Source organism: Enterocloster aldenensis (assembly GCF_003434055.1).
Classification (GTDB): Bacteria; Bacillota; Clostridia; order Lachnospirales; family Lachnospiraceae; genus Enterocloster; species Enterocloster aldenensis.
In genome coordinates this window covers 28,893-45,339 of sequence record NZ_QVEX01000022.1, presented here as the reverse complement: position 1 = coordinate 45,339, position 16,447 = coordinate 28,893, and the positions used below count along the sequence as shown (strand labels likewise).

Here is a 16,447-nt window from a genome sequence, read left to right as displayed (position 1 = left end):
TTTCGCCGTGCCGGTGGGCGGCTTTTCTCCCCTATCTTATCCTATTTCCAAAATCTGTTTCGAAGCAGGTCCTGATGTCCTATCCGCATTCCCCTGTACCCTCTGAATTGGGTGCAAACCTTAAAATCAGTATTGTATTAGCCAAAAAGGTTTTACGTAGGGTTCCAAAAAGGATTTCACAGATGGTATCGCAGATGGTTTAATAGAGGGTTTGACATATGGTTTCACAGTGGGTTTCGCAGAAGAACTTAAAGATTGATAAACAGTTGATTTTATAAGAAATCTGTGTTAGGGTATTCAGTATCCCACCCAGATGTCCGTTCTGATTTCATAATTCCATATCATGATTCTATGTCATAATGCTATATTATAATTCCATATCATGATTTATATCGTGATTCTATATTTAAATTCCATACCATGACTCCATGCCATAATTCCGAGATTCCAGATTTACACAGCAAAGCCTGTCCGGGTTGCCGGTAAAGTCAGATATATTCCATGAAAAATAATCCATAAAAGAAAAGCAATACGGGTTTGTTTGAAAACCTGCTCCTGCGGTTTGCCCCAAGGAATCCACCATAGGTACCCCTTAGGACAAAGCATGTCCCATTTCGCGGCATATTTGCTCCAAACCCGGTCAACGTAGTCCGCTACGCCTCCTTTATCGTGACCAAATCTTCCACAAAGCGGGATACAAAGCTGACAGAAAGCAATTTTCAACCTCACCCCCGGATACCATAAGAATACTATGGATGAGAAATAATCAAGTAAACAATCAACAAAAAAATCCATACAAAACGGAGAATGATGAAAATGAATCCAATCCAATCAGTCACCAGCCATCTCCTGGACCTCCTGTTCCCCCGCCGCTGCCCGGTCTGCGCCGGGATTGTCATGCCCCGGGGAAATCTCATCTGCCCTGACTGCATGAAAAAATTGTCCTGGGTGCACAGGCCGACCTGCAAAAAATGCGGAAAGGAGGTCATAAGCGATACCATTGAATACTGCTGCGACTGTACAAAACACAGAAGAAGCTTTGACTACGGCCTTTCCCTGATTAATTATGATGACATTGCCGGCAGGTCCATGGCACAGATAAAATACAATAACAAGCGTGAATACCTGGACTTTTATAGTGAAGCCATGTTCAGGGGCTTGGGAAAGCGGATCCTGCGTATGGGGGCAGACGCCCTGGTACCTGTCCCGGTCCATCGGTCCCGTTTAAGGGTAAGGGGATTTAACCAGGCAGAGGAACTGGCATGGCGGCTGTCCGCAAAGACAGGGATACCTGCAGACCAATCAATCCTCAAGCGCACCAGAAACACGGCCCCACAGAAATCATTGGACCCGGCAGGCCGTCTGAAAAACCTGGAGCAGGCATTTACGGCAGGACACATTCCGCCGAATATCCGCTCCGTAATCCTGGTAGATGACATCTATACCACCGGAAGTACCATTGAGGCATGTACCCGGGTATTGAAAAAAGCCGGTATGGAACATGTGTATTTTGTCACAATATTCATCGGGCATGGGCAGTGACTGTCCGAACCACTGGATTTCATTACAGAAACCGTAAGAAAGCATACGTTGACGCTCTTTATCGCCCACAGTATAATATAAGGTACATATAGAAAGGATAATGCGTATGGTACAGAACCGAACCGAAGGGATTGAGAAAATGTCTCCGGCGCCAATGCCTGGCAATATCAAGCATACGAAAACCGGGTCAATGCCGCACCGGGGCAGGATCATACTTCCAATAACAATACTGGCCGCTGTCTGTCTGTGGCTGCCGGGAAGCACAGACATGGCAGGTACCTGTGCTTTTGCCCAGGAAACCATGCATCAGGAAACCGGGACACCGGAGACAGAAGAGCAAATCAATACTCCTGCTGAACTGAAGGAGTGGTATGACCGCCAGACAGGCACGAATCATAAGATAGGCGTCATTTCCAAGGAATTAATCATTACGGACGAGACCATATTATTGGGAGCGCCCGTCACCGATGGGGCCGGGGCAGACCGTTACCCAAACCAGAACGGAAAGGCTGGAAACCGCAATGAGGTCCCAAATCCCAACCGCGGCCCGGCGCAAATCAAAATCCGGAGGGAAAAAGACGGGTCAGGCGGCATGATCCGGATAAGGGGCAATGGTTCCCTTATCATCAATGACCCCGACCTGCTTATCACCGGGCCAGACCGTCTGATTTCCGTGGAAGGCAATGCAAAACTGAATTTAAACCAGGGAAAGATAAAATTAGAAAACACAAAACCAGACACTCCGGCCATCATCTGCAGGAACAAGGATCAACAGATAAAAGTAAGCCCGGAATTCAACGAAGGCAGCCCGCTGTTTATTGGTCCCCTTCCTGAGCCTGCTCCGCCGGATGAAACTGAAACCCAGCCGGAAACAACCCATCCGGTAAAGGATCCGGAGACATACCTGACAGAAGCCCTGCTCATGAATATCAATGGGGATGGAAGCGGGATTGCCAGGCTGCGGTTCCAGAACCTGCCCCCTGATATCACAGCCCTGTATATCTACCGCAGCGGCGACGGAAAGTCATGGACAAAGGAAAAGAACCAGGTGGGTACATCTGCCGCCCAGGGAGGCCAGGGCACCGTAGAATATGAGAATTTCCTGAAAGAACCAGGCAATATCCTGAACCGCAGCATTGTAGAGGATGAATATCTGACCTACCGTTTTCAGTCAGATAACCGTTCATTTTATGTGAAGGCCAGAATTGAATGGCCGGACGGAGCAGCCGACACCCCCAAGATAAGGGTGGCCATACCAGAGCATACCGGGCAGGGCCTGACCTTTTCTTATGGATGGGGTGGGTATGGAGGAAGCGGTTATGGAAACAGTTATGGTTCATATGGAAGCGGTAAGGGCGGTTCCTATGGCAGATTCTCCGGCGCCGGAGGCAGCGCAGAGGAGGAGACCGATGCACCGGAAGGCCCGATCCGGCGGGGAGGAGGCCGCAGCAGGAATCATTATACGCCATCCCCTGCAGCCCAGCCATCCCCAGAAGCAGCCAGCCTCCCTGCCACGGCCACGCCATCCAATGCCATGGCTGCGGTGGGCGGCATGCCGTCAGGGGAAGACACTGAGACCCAGGAACCTGACAATGAAAATGCGGTTCCTGTCCAGGAACCGGAGCTGATGGAAGAAGATATGGCGGATACAGCGTCCGGCCTGCCCGGTGTGCAGGAGGAAAATCCAGGTACGGACAAAAGGATACAATATACCGTAGTGGCCGCAGCGGTAATCCCCCTGGCAGGAGGAACGGTCTTCTGTCTTTACCATAAACGCAGAAACAGGACAGGACAAGAAAAGAAGCAGGATAAATAAAACGCAGAAGTATAACAATTAATAAAGAAAAAGTAAGTAAAATCAAACAGTGCAGGACAGAAAACGTCCGGCAGGCATGCGGAGCCAGACAGAAAAAAGACCTAAAAAACCTTGACGTATCCACATTTGTATGGTATAGTAGTCAGGCGAATGGAAGAGCTTAGGTCTTTTTTTTATGCTCAAAATTAAGTATCTAAGCAGCAAAATGTGAACTACGATAATATAAGTGGAGGTGGAAGTCGTGCGCACAAAAATTACACTGGCATGTACAGAATGCAAACAACGCAACTATAACATGACTAAGGACAAAAAAACTCATCCGGACCGTATGGAAACCAAGAAGTACTGCAGATTCTGCAAGAGACATACCATGCATAAGGAAACCAAGTAATCCTGTTCAGTAAAGGACGTGATAATATGGAAGAGAATACAGTGTCAACTGTAGAAACCACAGAAAAAACGGCCAAGGCTGACAAGGCAGAGAAGAAATCAGCTAAGAAGGAGAAAAAGCCAAGCTTTTTCAAAGGGCTGAAAAAAGAGTACAAGAAAATCGTCTTTGCTGATAAGGAAACAGTAGCAAAACAGACAGTGGCAGTTCTGTTCATGTCAATCTTCATTGGCGTGGTAATTGCAGTCCTGGACTTTGTCATGAAGTTCGGTTTGAGCTTTATTCTTTAACTGAAGCAAACTCATGATGGAGATTGAATTAAAGGCGAGGGTGATTGTATGTCAGAAGCACATTGGTATGTAGTCCATACCTACTCAGGTTATGAGAACAAAGTCAAGGTCGATATTGAGAAGACAATTGAAAACAGAAACCTTCAGGACCAGATCTTAGAGGTATCCGTACCCATGCTTCCTGTAGTGGAGCTTAAGAACGGTGTGGAGAAAAAAGCTGACAAGAAGATGTTCCCGGGTTATGTACTCATCAACATGGTCATGAACGATGACACATGGTATGTGGTGCGCAACACCCGCGGTGTCACGGGCTTTGTGGGTCCGGGCTCCAAACCGGTTCCTCTGACAGAAGAAGAGATGGCCAGCCTGGGCTTCAGGAGAGAAGAAGACGTCTTAGTCGATTTTGAAGTAGGAGATATGGTTGTTGTTATCTCCGGTGCATGGAAGGACACTGTCGGAGCCATCAAGGCGATTAACGACAGCAAGAAAACCATCACGATGCATGTAGAAATGTTTGGCCGTGAGACACCGGTTGAACTGGGATTTGCTGAAGTCAAGAGGATGTAAGCGGTCCTTTGCAACACAAAGAATCAGCTTTTGCAGGGCAAGGGCTGGTGGGAGGGACATTCCCGACAATACCACATAATTTTAGGAGGTGCCTAAGATGGCAAAGAAAGTAACAGGATATATCAAATTACAGATTCCAGCTGGCAAAGCAACACCAGCACCACCAGTTGGACCGGCACTTGGTCAGCACGGTGTTAACATCGTTCAGTTTACCAAGGAATTCAATGCAAGAACAGCAGATCAGGGCGACATGATCATCCCTGTAGTCATTACCGTATATGCGGACAGAAGCTTCAGCTTCATCACCAAGACTCCGCCTGCAGCAGTACTGATTAAGAAAGCCTGCAACATCAAGACCGCTTCCGCAGTTCCCAACAAGAACAAGGTTGCTGTCCTTAAGAAGGCTGACCTTCAGAAGATTGCAGAGACAAAGATGCCAGACTTAAATGCTGCCAGCTTAGAAGCTGCCATGAGCATGATTGCAGGAACTGCAAGAAGTATGGGCGTTACCGTCGAGGAATAAGGATTGGTGTATGGATCCGTATGCCCTTGAGCAAGGCATCGGGTTAAAGGAAATTCCACGATTGAAAGCAATCGTGGGAAGTTAAGGAAAGTCCACGATAAAAGAAGCGTGGGTAATTCTGGAGCATTTTCCCGTTATATGAACGTGGGAGGGAGATTCCCCGTCAATACCACTAGGAGGTTATTAGAATGAAATCAGGTAAAAGATATGCAGAGGCTATGAAAAATGTAGACCGTTCTGCACTTTATGACGTAGCAGACGCAATCGCATTGGTTAAGAAGAATGCATCTGCAAAATTTGACGAGACTGTAGAAGTCCATATCAGGACAGGATGTGACGGACGTCATGCAGACCAGCAGATCCGTGGCGCCGTTGTACTGCCTCACGGAACCGGTAAGACCGTACGTATCTTAGTATTTGCAAAAGGACCAAAGGCTGACGAGGCCCAGGCTGCAGGTGCTGATTACGTTGGCGCTGAGGAGCTGATTCCAAGGATTCAGAACGACGGATGGCTGGATTTTGACGTTGTTGTAGCAACTCCTGACATGATGGGCGTTGTTGGCCGTCTGGGCCGTGTACTTGGACCCAAGGGCTTAATGCCAAACCCAAAGGCCGGTACCGTAACCATGGACGTAACCAAGGCTATCAACGATATCAAAGCTGGTAAGATTGAATACAGGCTTGACAAGACAAACATTATTCACGTGCCAGTAGGAAAAGCTTCTTTCACAGAGGAGCAGTTAGCGGACAACTTCCAGACGCTTATTGATGCAATCATGAAAGCGAAACCAAGCACAGTTAAGGGTGCGTACCTTAAGAGTGTTGCCCTGGCCTCAACCATGGGACCTGGCGTTAAGCTGAATGTAGGTAAGCTGGTAAACTAATGGATTGCAGTAATATAGACGGTGTCAGCCGGCATTTCATATAACCGGCATTTTATGAAAATGGTCTTGACACCAATCATACAATATGATATGATACCACAAGTGTTGAATGCCCTGAGACAGCAGGTACCGTAAGGTGTAAGGCGTAACCGCCTGCCGAGGAACATACAAAACTCTGATTCTTTATGATGAGATTTTGCAGACCTCTCTGTCCATATGGCAGAGAGGTCTTTATGTATTCCATGCTATGACGGTTTTCAATGCAAGAATAAAATAAGGAGGTAAACCATTCATGGCAAAAGTTGAATTAAAACAGCCAGTTGTAGACGAAATCAAGGGAGTACTTGAAGGCGCTGCAGGCGCAGTCATCGTTGATTACCGCGGTCTGACTGTAGAGCAGGATACCCAGCTGCGTAAGAAATTAAGGGAAGCTGGTGTGACCTACAAGGTATACAAAAACACCCTGATTAAACGTGCAGCAGAAGGAACCGAATTTGCAGCACTTGAACCACAGCTGGAAGGACCGACCGCATTAGCAGTATCCAAGGAAGATGCGACCGCTCCTGCAAGGATTTTAGCAGAATTTGCTAAGACAGCACCTAAGCTGGAACTGAAGGCATCCATCGTGGAAGGAAACTACTACGACCAGGCCGGAACCCAGGTTATTGCAACCATCCCATCCAGGGAAGTACTGCTGGGCAAGCTGCTTGGCAGCATCCAGTCCCCAATCACCAACCTGGCCCGCGTACTCAATCAGATTGCGGAAAAGAACGGTGGGGCGGCAGAAGCATAATTCCCATCCTTTCTGCGCCTGACAGCAGTGCATCATCCGCTGCCTGAGCAGTTTATAAGATTGGAACATGCATGATTCAGTAGCCATAGGAACTGAATACGAGTTAAAATAAGATTCAAGATTGAATACCAAATACTAAATATCAAACAGGAGGAACATAAAATGGCAAAGTTAACAACCGCTGAGTTTATCGAAGCTATCAAGGAATTATCCGTATTAGAACTGAACGAATTAGTAAAAGCATGTGAGGAAGAGTTTGGCGTATCCGCAGCAGCAGGCGTTGTAGTTGCAGCAGCAGGTGCCGGCGCAGCAGCAGCTGAAGAGAAGACCGAATTTGACGTAGAGCTGACCGAGGTTGGTCCTAACAAGGTTAAAGTCATCAAGGTTGTACGTGAAGTTACCGGCTTAGGCCTTAAGGAAGCTAAGGACGTGGTTGATGGTGCTCCAAAGGCAATCAAGCAGGGCGTTTCCAAGGATGAGGCTGAGGACGTTAAGGCTAAATTAGAGGCTGAGGGCGCTAAGGTTACCCTGAAGTAATTTACCTTTCTATCTTTATATTTTACATCTTGAAAAAGTGTGTAACAAGGCGGCTGCCAGAGAAATCTGGGGGCCGCTTTTTGTGGGTTGACGGTTATGGGTGTGGTTATGTAAATAGGGTATTATGGAAATAGGGTATTATGTAAATAAGGTATTATGTGATTAAGGTCCTGTGCAAATATCAAGTATACCAGAAGCATTTGAAAGTGTATTATTTCAGTATTCCATATAAAAATCCAAATATAAATCTTCTGTAAAAGTCAGATGTAAAGACTTTTTAAATGATTCCTGTATGGATAAACCAATAAGATTTGTTTTAAAATGTAAATGCTTACAATTTCCCATTAAAATCCCTTGCACATTTTCAGATAATGTTGTATAGTAATCTCATAAATAAAGCAAAAGTGCTCTATAAATGAAAATGTAAGCACTTACAAAAAGTAACACAATTCTTATTCCTATGGAGGTAGCAATCATGAGCAATAATGTAAAAGAGACAGTTATTCAGTTTGGTGAAGGCGGATTCCTGCGTGGTTTCGTAGATTATTTTTTCCACAAACTGCAGGAAAAAGGTTTATATGATGGCAAAATTGTTGTAGTACAGCCGATTGAAAAAGGAATGTGCCAGATGCTGGCAGACCAGAACTGTGAATACAATCTGTTTCTGCGCGGCATTGACAATGGGGAAGTGGTTAATGAACATACCCATGTGACCTCTATATCCAGGGCGCTGAATCCATATACACAGTACGAGGAATATATTGCCCTGGCAGAAAGCCCTGACTTAAGGGTCCTGGTTTCCAATACAACAGAAGCCGGAATTGAATATCTTGGAACAGAGAAACTCAGCGACATGCCTCCCAAGTCCTATCCAGCAAAGTTATGTCAGTTCTTATATAAAAGGTACAAAGCAGGATTAAAGGGCCTGATTCTTCTTCCATGTGAGCTGATTGATGACAACGGTGATAACCTGAAAAAATGTGTTCTTCAATATGCAGACCTTTGGGAGCTGGAAGACGGTTTCAAAAACTGGCTTGAAACTGACAATGATTTCTGCAGCACACTGGTAGACCGTATTGTCACCGGTTATCCAAGAGATGAAGTAGAAGAGCTGACAAAGAAGATTGGCTATGAAGATAAATTAATTGACACAGCAGAGATTTTCCATCTGTGGGTAATCGGCGGGCATCATGAAGACGAGCTTCCATTCCAGAAAGCCGGGTACAATGTTGTATGGACCGATGATGTGCATCCATATAAGAAGAGAAAGGTCCGCATCCTGAACGGCGGCCACACCTCCATGGTCTTAGGTGCGTATCTTTACGGGCTTGAAACCGTAGGCGAATGCATGAAGGATGAAAAAGTCTCTTCCTTCCTTAAGAAGTGCATTTTTGAGGAAATCATCCCTACCATTGGCGACACTGAAGATAACCGCAAGTTCGGCGCAGCTGTGCTGGAGCGTTTCTCCAATCCATTCATTAAACACCTGCTGTTAAGCATTGCCCTTAACTCCGTAAGCAAGTTCCAGGTACGCGTTCTACCGACCATACTGGAATACAAAGAGAAGTTTGGAACATACCCGGCAGCCCTCACCTTCTCCATGGCAGCCCTTATCTCCTTCTACCGTACCGATAAGGCAAACGATGGCGAAGAAATCCTTGCGTTCATGAAGACTGCCTCCGTAGAAGACATCATGAGGCGTAAAGACTATTGGCACGAAGACCTGACCGGGATGATTCCGATGGTTCAGGAATACTACGATTTAATCCAGAGCAAGGGAATGGCAGAAGCGTACAGCGCTGTATTGGCAAAATAATTGTCAGTAAAATGAGCATTAGAAAAATGGTACCTGATACCAAAAATCGGGTATCATTTTTTAATACCTTCAAATTGTACAAATATAAGTACAAATTTCGAAAGACCTTTGCTTTTTGTAATAATTACGTAAGAAAATGCACAGGTAAATGTTATGGTATTTTCCTTGGATTTATACTATACTAAATGCGTGTGATGGAGTTGGAAAGCTTCCATTGGTAAATTGTCTAATTTACGCATTTTTAGTAGAATTTGCAAAAAATGCAAAAAAACTATTGATAATTTTCCATATACGAAGTATAATCAACTCGTAATGCAATTAGGAATTTCAAAAAGTATTTCAAAAAGAAAAAGGAGAGTGCATTAATTATGAGAAAGCAGACAAAATTAGTTGCTGTATTATCAACAGCAGCACTGCTCGCTATTGGTGCATCCATGACTTCTTTCGCAGCTACAGGATGGGCTGAGGAAGACGGTACTTGGGTATACTACAACAGAGATGGCGAGAGAGCAACCGAGCAGTGGAAAAAGTCCGGTAATAACTGGTATTACCTGGACAGCGATGGCGAGATGGCTATCGATACCCTGATTGAGGATGGCGACAATTATTACTATGTGGACATCAATGGTGTGATGGCTTCCAATCAGTGGGTAGCGATTGACAACGAGGATGCTGGCGAGGATGACGAGCCAGACCACTACTGGTATTATTTCCAGGCTAATGGTAAAGCATTAACCAATGGAACCAATGACAAGGTTTCACTGAAGACTGTAAACGGCAAGAAATATGCATTTGACGATGAAGGCCGTATGCTGTATGGCTGGGTAGCTGAAGACAATGCAGAGCGCGTTGACAACACAGACGGTGATGGCTTCAAGGAAGGTATCTACTACTTTGGCGGTGAAGACGATGGTGCAATGACTGTTGGCTGGCTGCAGATGGATATCACATATGATGAAGCAACCGATGATGCTTATAAAGAGATTGCACCAGTATTTACTGATGATGAGGATCAGAGCCGTTGGTTCTACTTTAAGTCCAATGGTAAGAAGATTTATTCTGAGAGCGCTGATGAGACCAAGGATAAGACCATCAATGGTAAGAAGTACGCATTTGACCAGTACGGCGCAATGGTAGCTGAGTGGTCTGTGGATGCTGATAAGAAGCCATCTACATCTTCAACAGCAAGTATATCTACTGCTGAAGAGCAGGCTAAGTACAGCCAGGCATGGAGATACTATAATAGTGTTGAAGATGGCGCTAGGGTAAGCAAGGGCTGGTTCAAGGTTGTCAGTGCCGAACTTCTGAATGAAGAGAAGTACAATGATGATGAAGACGCCTGGTACTACGCAGATGGAAGCGGTCATCTGTATGCCGGCGAATTCAAGACAATCAAAGGCAAGAAGTATGCATTCCGTAATGATGGCCGTATGATAGATGGTCTGAAGTTCATTAAGGACGAAGGCACCAGCTTAGATGTAATTGCTGATGACGATGATACATTCAACTTCGATAATGAGGATGACTTTGATTTACATGCACCAATGTTCGAGGCAGCTGGATACTACTGCTATTACTTCGGTAATGGTGATGATGGTGCCATGAGAACCAACAAGAATACAGTTGAGATTGATGGCGATAAGTATAACTTCTACTTTGAGAAGTCTGGCGGAAACAAGGGTGCCGGTCTGACAGGTGAGAAGGATGATAAGTACTATCAGTCTGGTAAACTTATCAAGGCTGGTTCTGATGATAAGTATCAGGTTGTAAAAGTCAATACTTATGCGAAGAACTCTGATCTCGATGAAACATTAGCTGAAGGTGAAGATATCACAGCTTATGATAAACTGGACGACGTTGACGCCTTCTTAAAGGATTTAGACGAGAATGGCATTGCTTACTATACCAAGACTGATTTAGAGGGTATGACCGATGCTGCAGCTAAGAAGATTCTGAGTGATGCTAATATCAATAAGAAGCTTGCCGATTTGAAGGAAGTTTACATTCCAAAGGCCGAACTTAGCACAAAGGACTACTTCCTTGTAGGTACATCTGGTAAAGTAGTTGACAGTAAGTCCAGAAATAAAGATGGTAATGATTACTATTATACCGTAAATAAGAAAGACGGTAGTGTTGCTGGTATCTATGTTGAGGACTAATTTAGAATAGTTTAATAGATGGAGTAGCTGAAATTTAGGGGGAAGCGTTGTGACTGATACTATTATATTAGTTGCAACGCTTTCTTTTTTTTAAAAATTCCATTTCTTAGAAATATTTAGTTTCGTTGCACATTCAATATGGAGGTATTTTAAAATGAAAAGAATACGATTAAAAGCCATTCTATTAGCGTGTACTCTCTCGCTAGCACCTGCTTATACCCATACCGCATTAGCAGATACAACATCCTCTAATGCAGTTGTCATGGAAAATTGCGGTGCCTATTTATTCGAATGGCGTCCGGTAGGCTATGAGAATGGTAAATATTTTGCTATTTTAGTAGGTGGGGATACAATTAATGAAAGTGATGTTATATTAAATAGAGGTTACGATTATCCTTATACCTTTAACCCGTCAATTCCAAGACCATGGGGACAGGTGCCTGATTTAGTAAATGTAAATGGGCAATGGGGCATTCCGGAAAATTGGGCTAATCTTCCGGAAGGTACCCAGCCTACATTACGGATTACCTTGGTAACAAATAACAAGAAGCTTCCAACCAATGAGCGCTATATAGATGTCGTAAGACTTCCAGGTGGTGTGGACTCATCCACGCTTCCGGCAGAAGTCAGGAAATATTTAATAAACGTGGATGGCTCAGATGCCGGAGCCTATTCAGGTACGGTTACAAATGGCTGGGATAAGCAGGATGGTAAATGGATATATAGAAAACCGGATGGTGGTCTGGTCACCAACGGCTGGTTAAATGTAGATGATGAAAACTACTATATGGATGAAAATGGTTTTATGCTGGCAGATACCATTACACCTGATGGAGTATATGTAAATGCAAAAGGAGAAAAGACAAATTATATGCCCGGGTGGGTACAGAATGACCGGGGATGGAAATATGTCCTTAAAAATGGCTATTATGCTGCTTCAACCTGGGTTCAGGGGGCGGATGGCAACTGGTATTACTTTGACATAGGTGGATACATGGTGACAGATAAACAGACTCCTGATGGATATTATGTTGATGTAAATGGTGTATGGGATGGACAACCTACAACGATTACTGTTGATACTGAAAGCTTAGGGCCAGGAGCCATACAGAATACCCAACAGGAAGAAGCCTGACTCTAGTGTTAAAAGATTTCTATTATATGGTAACGAACACAGGATTAGTGGATAATACTAAAGGGCAGGAAACCGTTTCAGGTTTTGTTTAAACTCAAAAAACTGATATAAGATATGTCAATGGTTTCCAAGGGGCAAAGCCGTTTATCCAGGTTTTGCCCTTTGCTTGTATTATAATGCTGTTTTAGGCATGTCAAGAAAAACTGCTCCAGCCGCCCTTTTCCGTATATAATCAGGATAACCGTTCCTCAAAATAAGTCTCCAATTGGGAATGAATCTGCCCAAGTCCTGGCGGTGACCGGCCCATTTCTTTGTGATGTCCATCATCGCCAGATACAGCATTTTTATCAGACTATCGTCCGAGGAAAATACGGTCTTTGATTTTGTCACTTTTCGCAACTGGCGGTTGAATCCCCTAATCGTATTGGTCGTGCTATCACGAAAGCGGCATAGTACGTCGAACATCATTGAGGGATTGAACCCTCAATACAGGAAGGTGACCAAGACCAAAAGTGTGTTCCCCAGCGACAGTGCCCTAGAAAAAATGCTTTACCTTGCAAGTGGGAACGTGATTCGGAAATGGACCCAAAGATACCGTGGCTGGAATCAGGTGCTGAATCAGTTGATAGTGTTGTATGGGGAGCGACTGACTTCATATCTATAAAAGGAGAAGGCCGGGAGCAGTGAACCGCTGACATCCTGGCAAGCCTATTCCTTCGGCATTAGGAGTATTTCCAGAAAAACCCGGTCTCATTCCTGAGGCCAGGTGTGGGCAGCGCCCACAAACTGAAAAACCACGAATGCCTGTTTTATGTGCAAAAAAATCAAAATCATGTATAGTTCTCCGAAAGATGGTAATACTCTAAATAGATAAATAATTTGGCAACCATAAATCATCAAATATTTACAAAACCATACATATCTAATTCAAATCAAACAGTTTTCCCCGACTTAAAGACACAAAATTTTTTATACCCTCGTAGAAATAAGGCGAAGCCCCAAAATGGCTTCGCCTTACATTCATTCAACTTGTATTTTCAATGTTATTTTTAATCTTCAACTATTTAGTTATTTACTGTACCCAAACACCTTCGGCGTTAACATAGTAACCATCCGGAGTTTCCTGATTCGTAACCATTATTGAATTTTCACCAAAATAATACCAGTTACCATTATCCTGTTTCCAAGCATCTGTCACATAAGTACCGTCTTTCTGCTTGTATTTCCAAGTATTATTAGACTCTTCCCAACCATAGGAAAGAGTCATTCCTGGTCCAAGATTAACATTGTCTGAAATGGTACTTGGCTGTCCATTCCATACACCGTCAGGGCCAACATAATATCCATCCGCGGTGTTTTCATCTGCTGCCATATAACCGCCCATGTCAAAGTAATACCACTTTCCATCAGTATCCTGAATCCATGTGGATGCTGTATAATATCCGTTCTTCAATACATATTTCCAGCCTCTTTCATTTGCTATCCATCCTGGCATATAAGATGTTTTTTCACCGCTTGTATTGACATAAACTCCATCAGGTGAAATTGTATCTGTTAGCATGATTCCATCAGAGTTCATATAATATGAATTTTCATCAACCTTTAACCAACCATCACTGACAAAGGTTCCATCTTGTTTTCTATAACGCCATTGTCCGTATTCATTTTTTATCCAGCCAGTAGTTTCAGTGCCGGAATAGGCACCTGCATCTGAGCCATCCGCATTAATTAGATATTTTCTGACTTCGGCAGGTAAATCAACTGCCGAGACTCCTCCTGGAAGCCGTACGACATCAATATACCGCTCTTTGCTTGTGTAATTATTATTGTTCATGATTAATACTAGCTGCAATGTAGATTGACTGTTCTCCGGCAATAAAGTCCAATTTTCCGGGATTCCCCATACGCCATTAATATTAACTAAATCCGGGATTTGTCCCCATGGACGTGAATACATATTGGGGTAGAAAGTATAAGCATAATCATAGCCTCTTTTGAGGATTACATTACTTTCATAAAGTGTATCTCCTCCTGCAATAATTGCAAAATAACGACCATTTCCGCAGTCTATGGAGCGCCAATCAAACAGATATGCGCCTGCATTTTCCATAGTTGTTTCACTTTCTATATGACTGGCAAAAGCGGGTATGGAAATAGATAAAGTAATCCCTATAGCTACAGCCAGGGTAGTTAATTTCTTTTTTAGCATATTCATACCTCCAAGTTGGTTTTCTGTTTATAAAAAGAAAGCGTTAGGACTAATTAAATTACAATCAGCCATAACGCTTCCCCCTTAGATTTTAATTAGTTGTATTGAATACTATAAATTAGTCTTCAACATAAACAGCTACAATCTTGCCACCCTTCTGAACAACATAGTAATAATCATTACCATCTCTGTTCTTGGACTTACTGTCAATAACCTTACCAGAAGTATTAACTAAGAAAAATGTATCTGCAGGAGCATCAGTATTATAATCCATGATGTATAACTCGCTCAAATCATCAGCCTTCTTATTTACGCCGAGTTCATTTAACTTCTTGACATTATCATCATTCACGCCCATCTTAACTGCATTAAACTGATACAGGACACCAATAAATTCTTTCGCATCACTTATCTTCTTATATCCTGCTCCTGTCTTACTATCGACAGTCGTCTTAATTCCGGCAACTACCTGATATTTCTCATCAGAACCTGCTCTCAGCAGTTTACCTGCCTGATAATACTTGTCATCCTTTTCGCCAGTTTTACCAGCGCCCTTCAGGCTTCCGGACTTTTCAAAGTAGAAGTTGAATTTCTCGCCATCAATTTCAACAGTGGTTTTATTGGTCTTCATAGCACCATCATCACCGTTACCGAAGTAATAGCACTTATAGCCAAGAGCTTCCAGTGCGAGAGAATTCTCATCAAAATCATCCTCATTGTCAAAGTTATATGTGGCATCGTCATCGGCAATTACATCCAGCCCATTGCCTTCTTCTTTGATGAACTTCAGACCATCAATCATTCGGCCATCATCGCGGAACGCATACTTTTTGCCCTTAATGGTTTTGAATTCGCCGGCATACAGGTTACCGCTTCCATCTGCATAGTACCAAGCATCTTCATCATCATTAAATTTATCATAGTTCAGATACTCAGCAGCAACTACCTTGAACCAGCCCTTACTTATCCTGGAACCATCTTCAACGCTATTGAAGTATCTCCACTGCTGAGCATACTTAGCATCAACATCTACACTGCCAGCAGAACTGTTAGATGCAGGAATAGGATTGCTGGAACTTGCCTTATCAGTAATTTCATCTTTATCCAATGACCACTCTGCAGTCATTGCGCCATACTGATCAAAAGCATACTTCTTACCATTGATTGTCTTTTCTTTCTGGTAATCGCCATTTTCTGCCTTAACCTTTTTACCATTAGCTTTGAAATAGAACCAACGGGTCTGGTCTTCATCATCATTAAACACAGGAGCGATTTCGTAATCATTGGTAGCTTCATCATAAGTAATATCCATCTGTAGCCAACCAACGGTCATAGCGCCATCATCTTCGCCGCCGAAGTAATAGTCACCCTCTTTGAAGCCATCGCCGTCTGTATCATCTACGCGTTCTGCATTATCAGAAGAAACCCAACCATACAGCATCTTTCCTTCTTCATCAAATGCATATTTCTTACCATTTACAGTTTTTAAAGTAACCTTACTGTTATCGCCATTCTTTAATGCTTTACCATTAGCCTGGAAATAATACCAGTAATCGCTACCCACTGATTGGAAGCCATTACACCGTTGATGTCCACATAGTAATAATTGTCGCCATCCTCAATCAGGGTATCGATAGCCATCTCGCCATCGCTGTCCAGATAATACCAGTTGTTACCGGATTTCTTCCACTGATCAGTTGCTCTCTCGCCATCTCTGTTGTAGTATACCCAAGTACTATCTTCCTCAGCCCAACCCTGAGCTGCGAAAGAAGTCATGGATGCACCAAT

At 43.7% G+C, this 16,447-nt stretch carries 14 protein-coding genes, 3 pseudogenes and 1 other annotated feature; of the genes and pseudogenes, 13 read left to right on the top strand and 4 right to left on the bottom strand.

Annotation, left to right across the window (positions count from 1 at the left end):
• Positions 1 to 453: 453 nt before the first annotated feature.
• Positions 454 to 795 carry a DUF6783 domain-containing protein gene (locus DWX59_RS30300; protein ID WP_147325865.1) on the bottom strand — a complete coding sequence of 114 codons (342 nt, stop codon included), beginning with the start codon at positions 793 to 795 and terminating at the stop codon, positions 454 to 456.
• 15 nt (positions 796 to 810) lie between these two features.
• Here DWX59_RS30300 and DWX59_RS25680 point away from each other — a divergent pair, with 15 nt between their 5' ends.
• The 12 genes from DWX59_RS25680 (at position 811) to DWX59_RS25625 (ending at position 12,450) form a co-directional block, all read left to right on the top strand.
• Complete coding sequence (locus tag DWX59_RS25680; RefSeq protein WP_409337948.1) at positions 811 to 1,542, top strand: ComF family protein; 732 nt, start codon at positions 811 to 813, stop codon at positions 1,540 to 1,542.
• Positions 1,543 to 1,648: 106 nt separating this feature from the next.
• Positions 1,649 to 3,358 (top strand): hypothetical protein, encoded by a 1,710-nt coding sequence (locus tag DWX59_RS25675; RefSeq protein ID WP_117563004.1) that lies wholly within the window; start codon positions 1,649 to 1,651, stop codon positions 3,356 to 3,358.
• Positions 3,359 to 3,599: 241 nt separating this feature from the next.
• The gene (gene rpmG, locus DWX59_RS25670; RefSeq protein WP_008726232.1) at positions 3,600 to 3,749 is read left to right on the top strand and encodes a 50S ribosomal protein L33; all 150 of its coding nucleotides are present in this window, start codon (positions 3,600 to 3,602) and stop codon (positions 3,747 to 3,749) included.
• 26 nt (positions 3,750 to 3,775) lie between these two features.
• Positions 3,776 to 4,036, top strand: coding sequence for a preprotein translocase subunit SecE (secE, locus tag DWX59_RS25665; protein ID WP_117563003.1), 261 nt, complete (start codon positions 3,776 to 3,778; stop codon positions 4,034 to 4,036).
• 48 nt (positions 4,037 to 4,084) lie between these two features.
• Positions 4,085 to 4,603, top strand: coding sequence for a transcription termination/antitermination protein NusG (nusG, locus tag DWX59_RS25660; protein WP_008726236.1), 519 nt, complete (start codon positions 4,085 to 4,087; stop codon positions 4,601 to 4,603).
• A gap of 97 nt (positions 4,604 to 4,700) precedes the next feature.
• Complete coding sequence (gene rplK, locus DWX59_RS25655; RefSeq protein ID WP_008726238.1) at positions 4,701 to 5,126, top strand: 50S ribosomal protein L11; 426 nt, start codon at positions 4,701 to 4,703, stop codon at positions 5,124 to 5,126.
• Between the two features lie 188 nt (positions 5,127 to 5,314).
• Positions 5,315 to 6,010, top strand: a complete 696-nt coding sequence (gene rplA, locus DWX59_RS25650) for a 50S ribosomal protein L1 (protein ID WP_117563002.1) — start codon at positions 5,315 to 5,317, stop codon at positions 6,008 to 6,010.
• Between the two features lie 95 nt (positions 6,011 to 6,105).
• Positions 6,106 to 6,253, top strand: a sequence feature (ribosomal protein L10 leader region).
• A 49-nt stretch (positions 6,254 to 6,302) separates the two neighbouring features.
• A complete protein-coding gene (gene rplJ / locus DWX59_RS25645) occupies positions 6,303 to 6,803 on the top strand; it encodes a 50S ribosomal protein L10 (RefSeq protein ID WP_117563001.1) in 501 nt (166 codons plus the stop codon).
• 162 nt (positions 6,804 to 6,965) lie between these two features.
• On the top strand, positions 6,966 to 7,340 hold the full coding sequence (rplL, locus tag DWX59_RS25640; RefSeq protein WP_117563000.1) for a 50S ribosomal protein L7/L12: 375 nt from the start codon (positions 6,966 to 6,968) through the stop codon (positions 7,338 to 7,340).
• Positions 7,341 to 7,815: 475 nt separating this feature from the next.
• Positions 7,816 to 9,156 (top strand): tagaturonate reductase, encoded by a 1,341-nt coding sequence (locus DWX59_RS25635; protein WP_117562999.1) that lies wholly within the window; start codon positions 7,816 to 7,818, stop codon positions 9,154 to 9,156.
• Positions 9,157 to 9,524: 368 nt separating this feature from the next.
• Entirely contained in the window at positions 9,525 to 11,315 is a 1,791-nt protein-coding gene (locus DWX59_RS25630; RefSeq protein ID WP_117562998.1) for a PspC-like choline-binding domain-containing protein, read from the top strand.
• Positions 11,316 to 11,469: 154 nt separating this feature from the next.
• Positions 11,470 to 12,450 carry a choline-binding protein gene (locus DWX59_RS25625; protein WP_235845188.1) on the top strand — a complete coding sequence of 327 codons (981 nt, stop codon included), beginning with the start codon at positions 11,470 to 11,472 and terminating at the stop codon, positions 12,448 to 12,450.
• Positions 12,451 to 12,682: 232 nt separating this feature from the next.
• Here the strand turns inward: DWX59_RS25625 and DWX59_RS29505 are convergent.
• Positions 12,683 to 12,882: pseudogene (locus DWX59_RS29505) on the bottom strand (IS256 family transposase); the annotation flags it as partial.
• A 7-nt stretch (positions 12,883 to 12,889) separates the two neighbouring features.
• Here DWX59_RS29505 and DWX59_RS25615 point away from each other — a divergent pair.
• A pseudogene (locus tag DWX59_RS25615) lies at positions 12,890 to 13,114 on the top strand (transposase); the annotation flags it as partial.
• 408 nt (positions 13,115 to 13,522) lie between these two features.
• Here DWX59_RS25615 and DWX59_RS25610 read toward each other — a convergent pair.
• Positions 13,523 to 14,659, bottom strand: coding sequence for a PspC-like choline-binding domain-containing protein (locus DWX59_RS25610; RefSeq protein WP_117562997.1), 1,137 nt, complete (start codon positions 14,657 to 14,659; stop codon positions 13,523 to 13,525).
• A gap of 118 nt (positions 14,660 to 14,777) precedes the next feature.
• A pseudogene (locus DWX59_RS25605) lies at positions 14,778 to 16,447 on the bottom strand (argininosuccinate lyase); the annotation flags it as partial.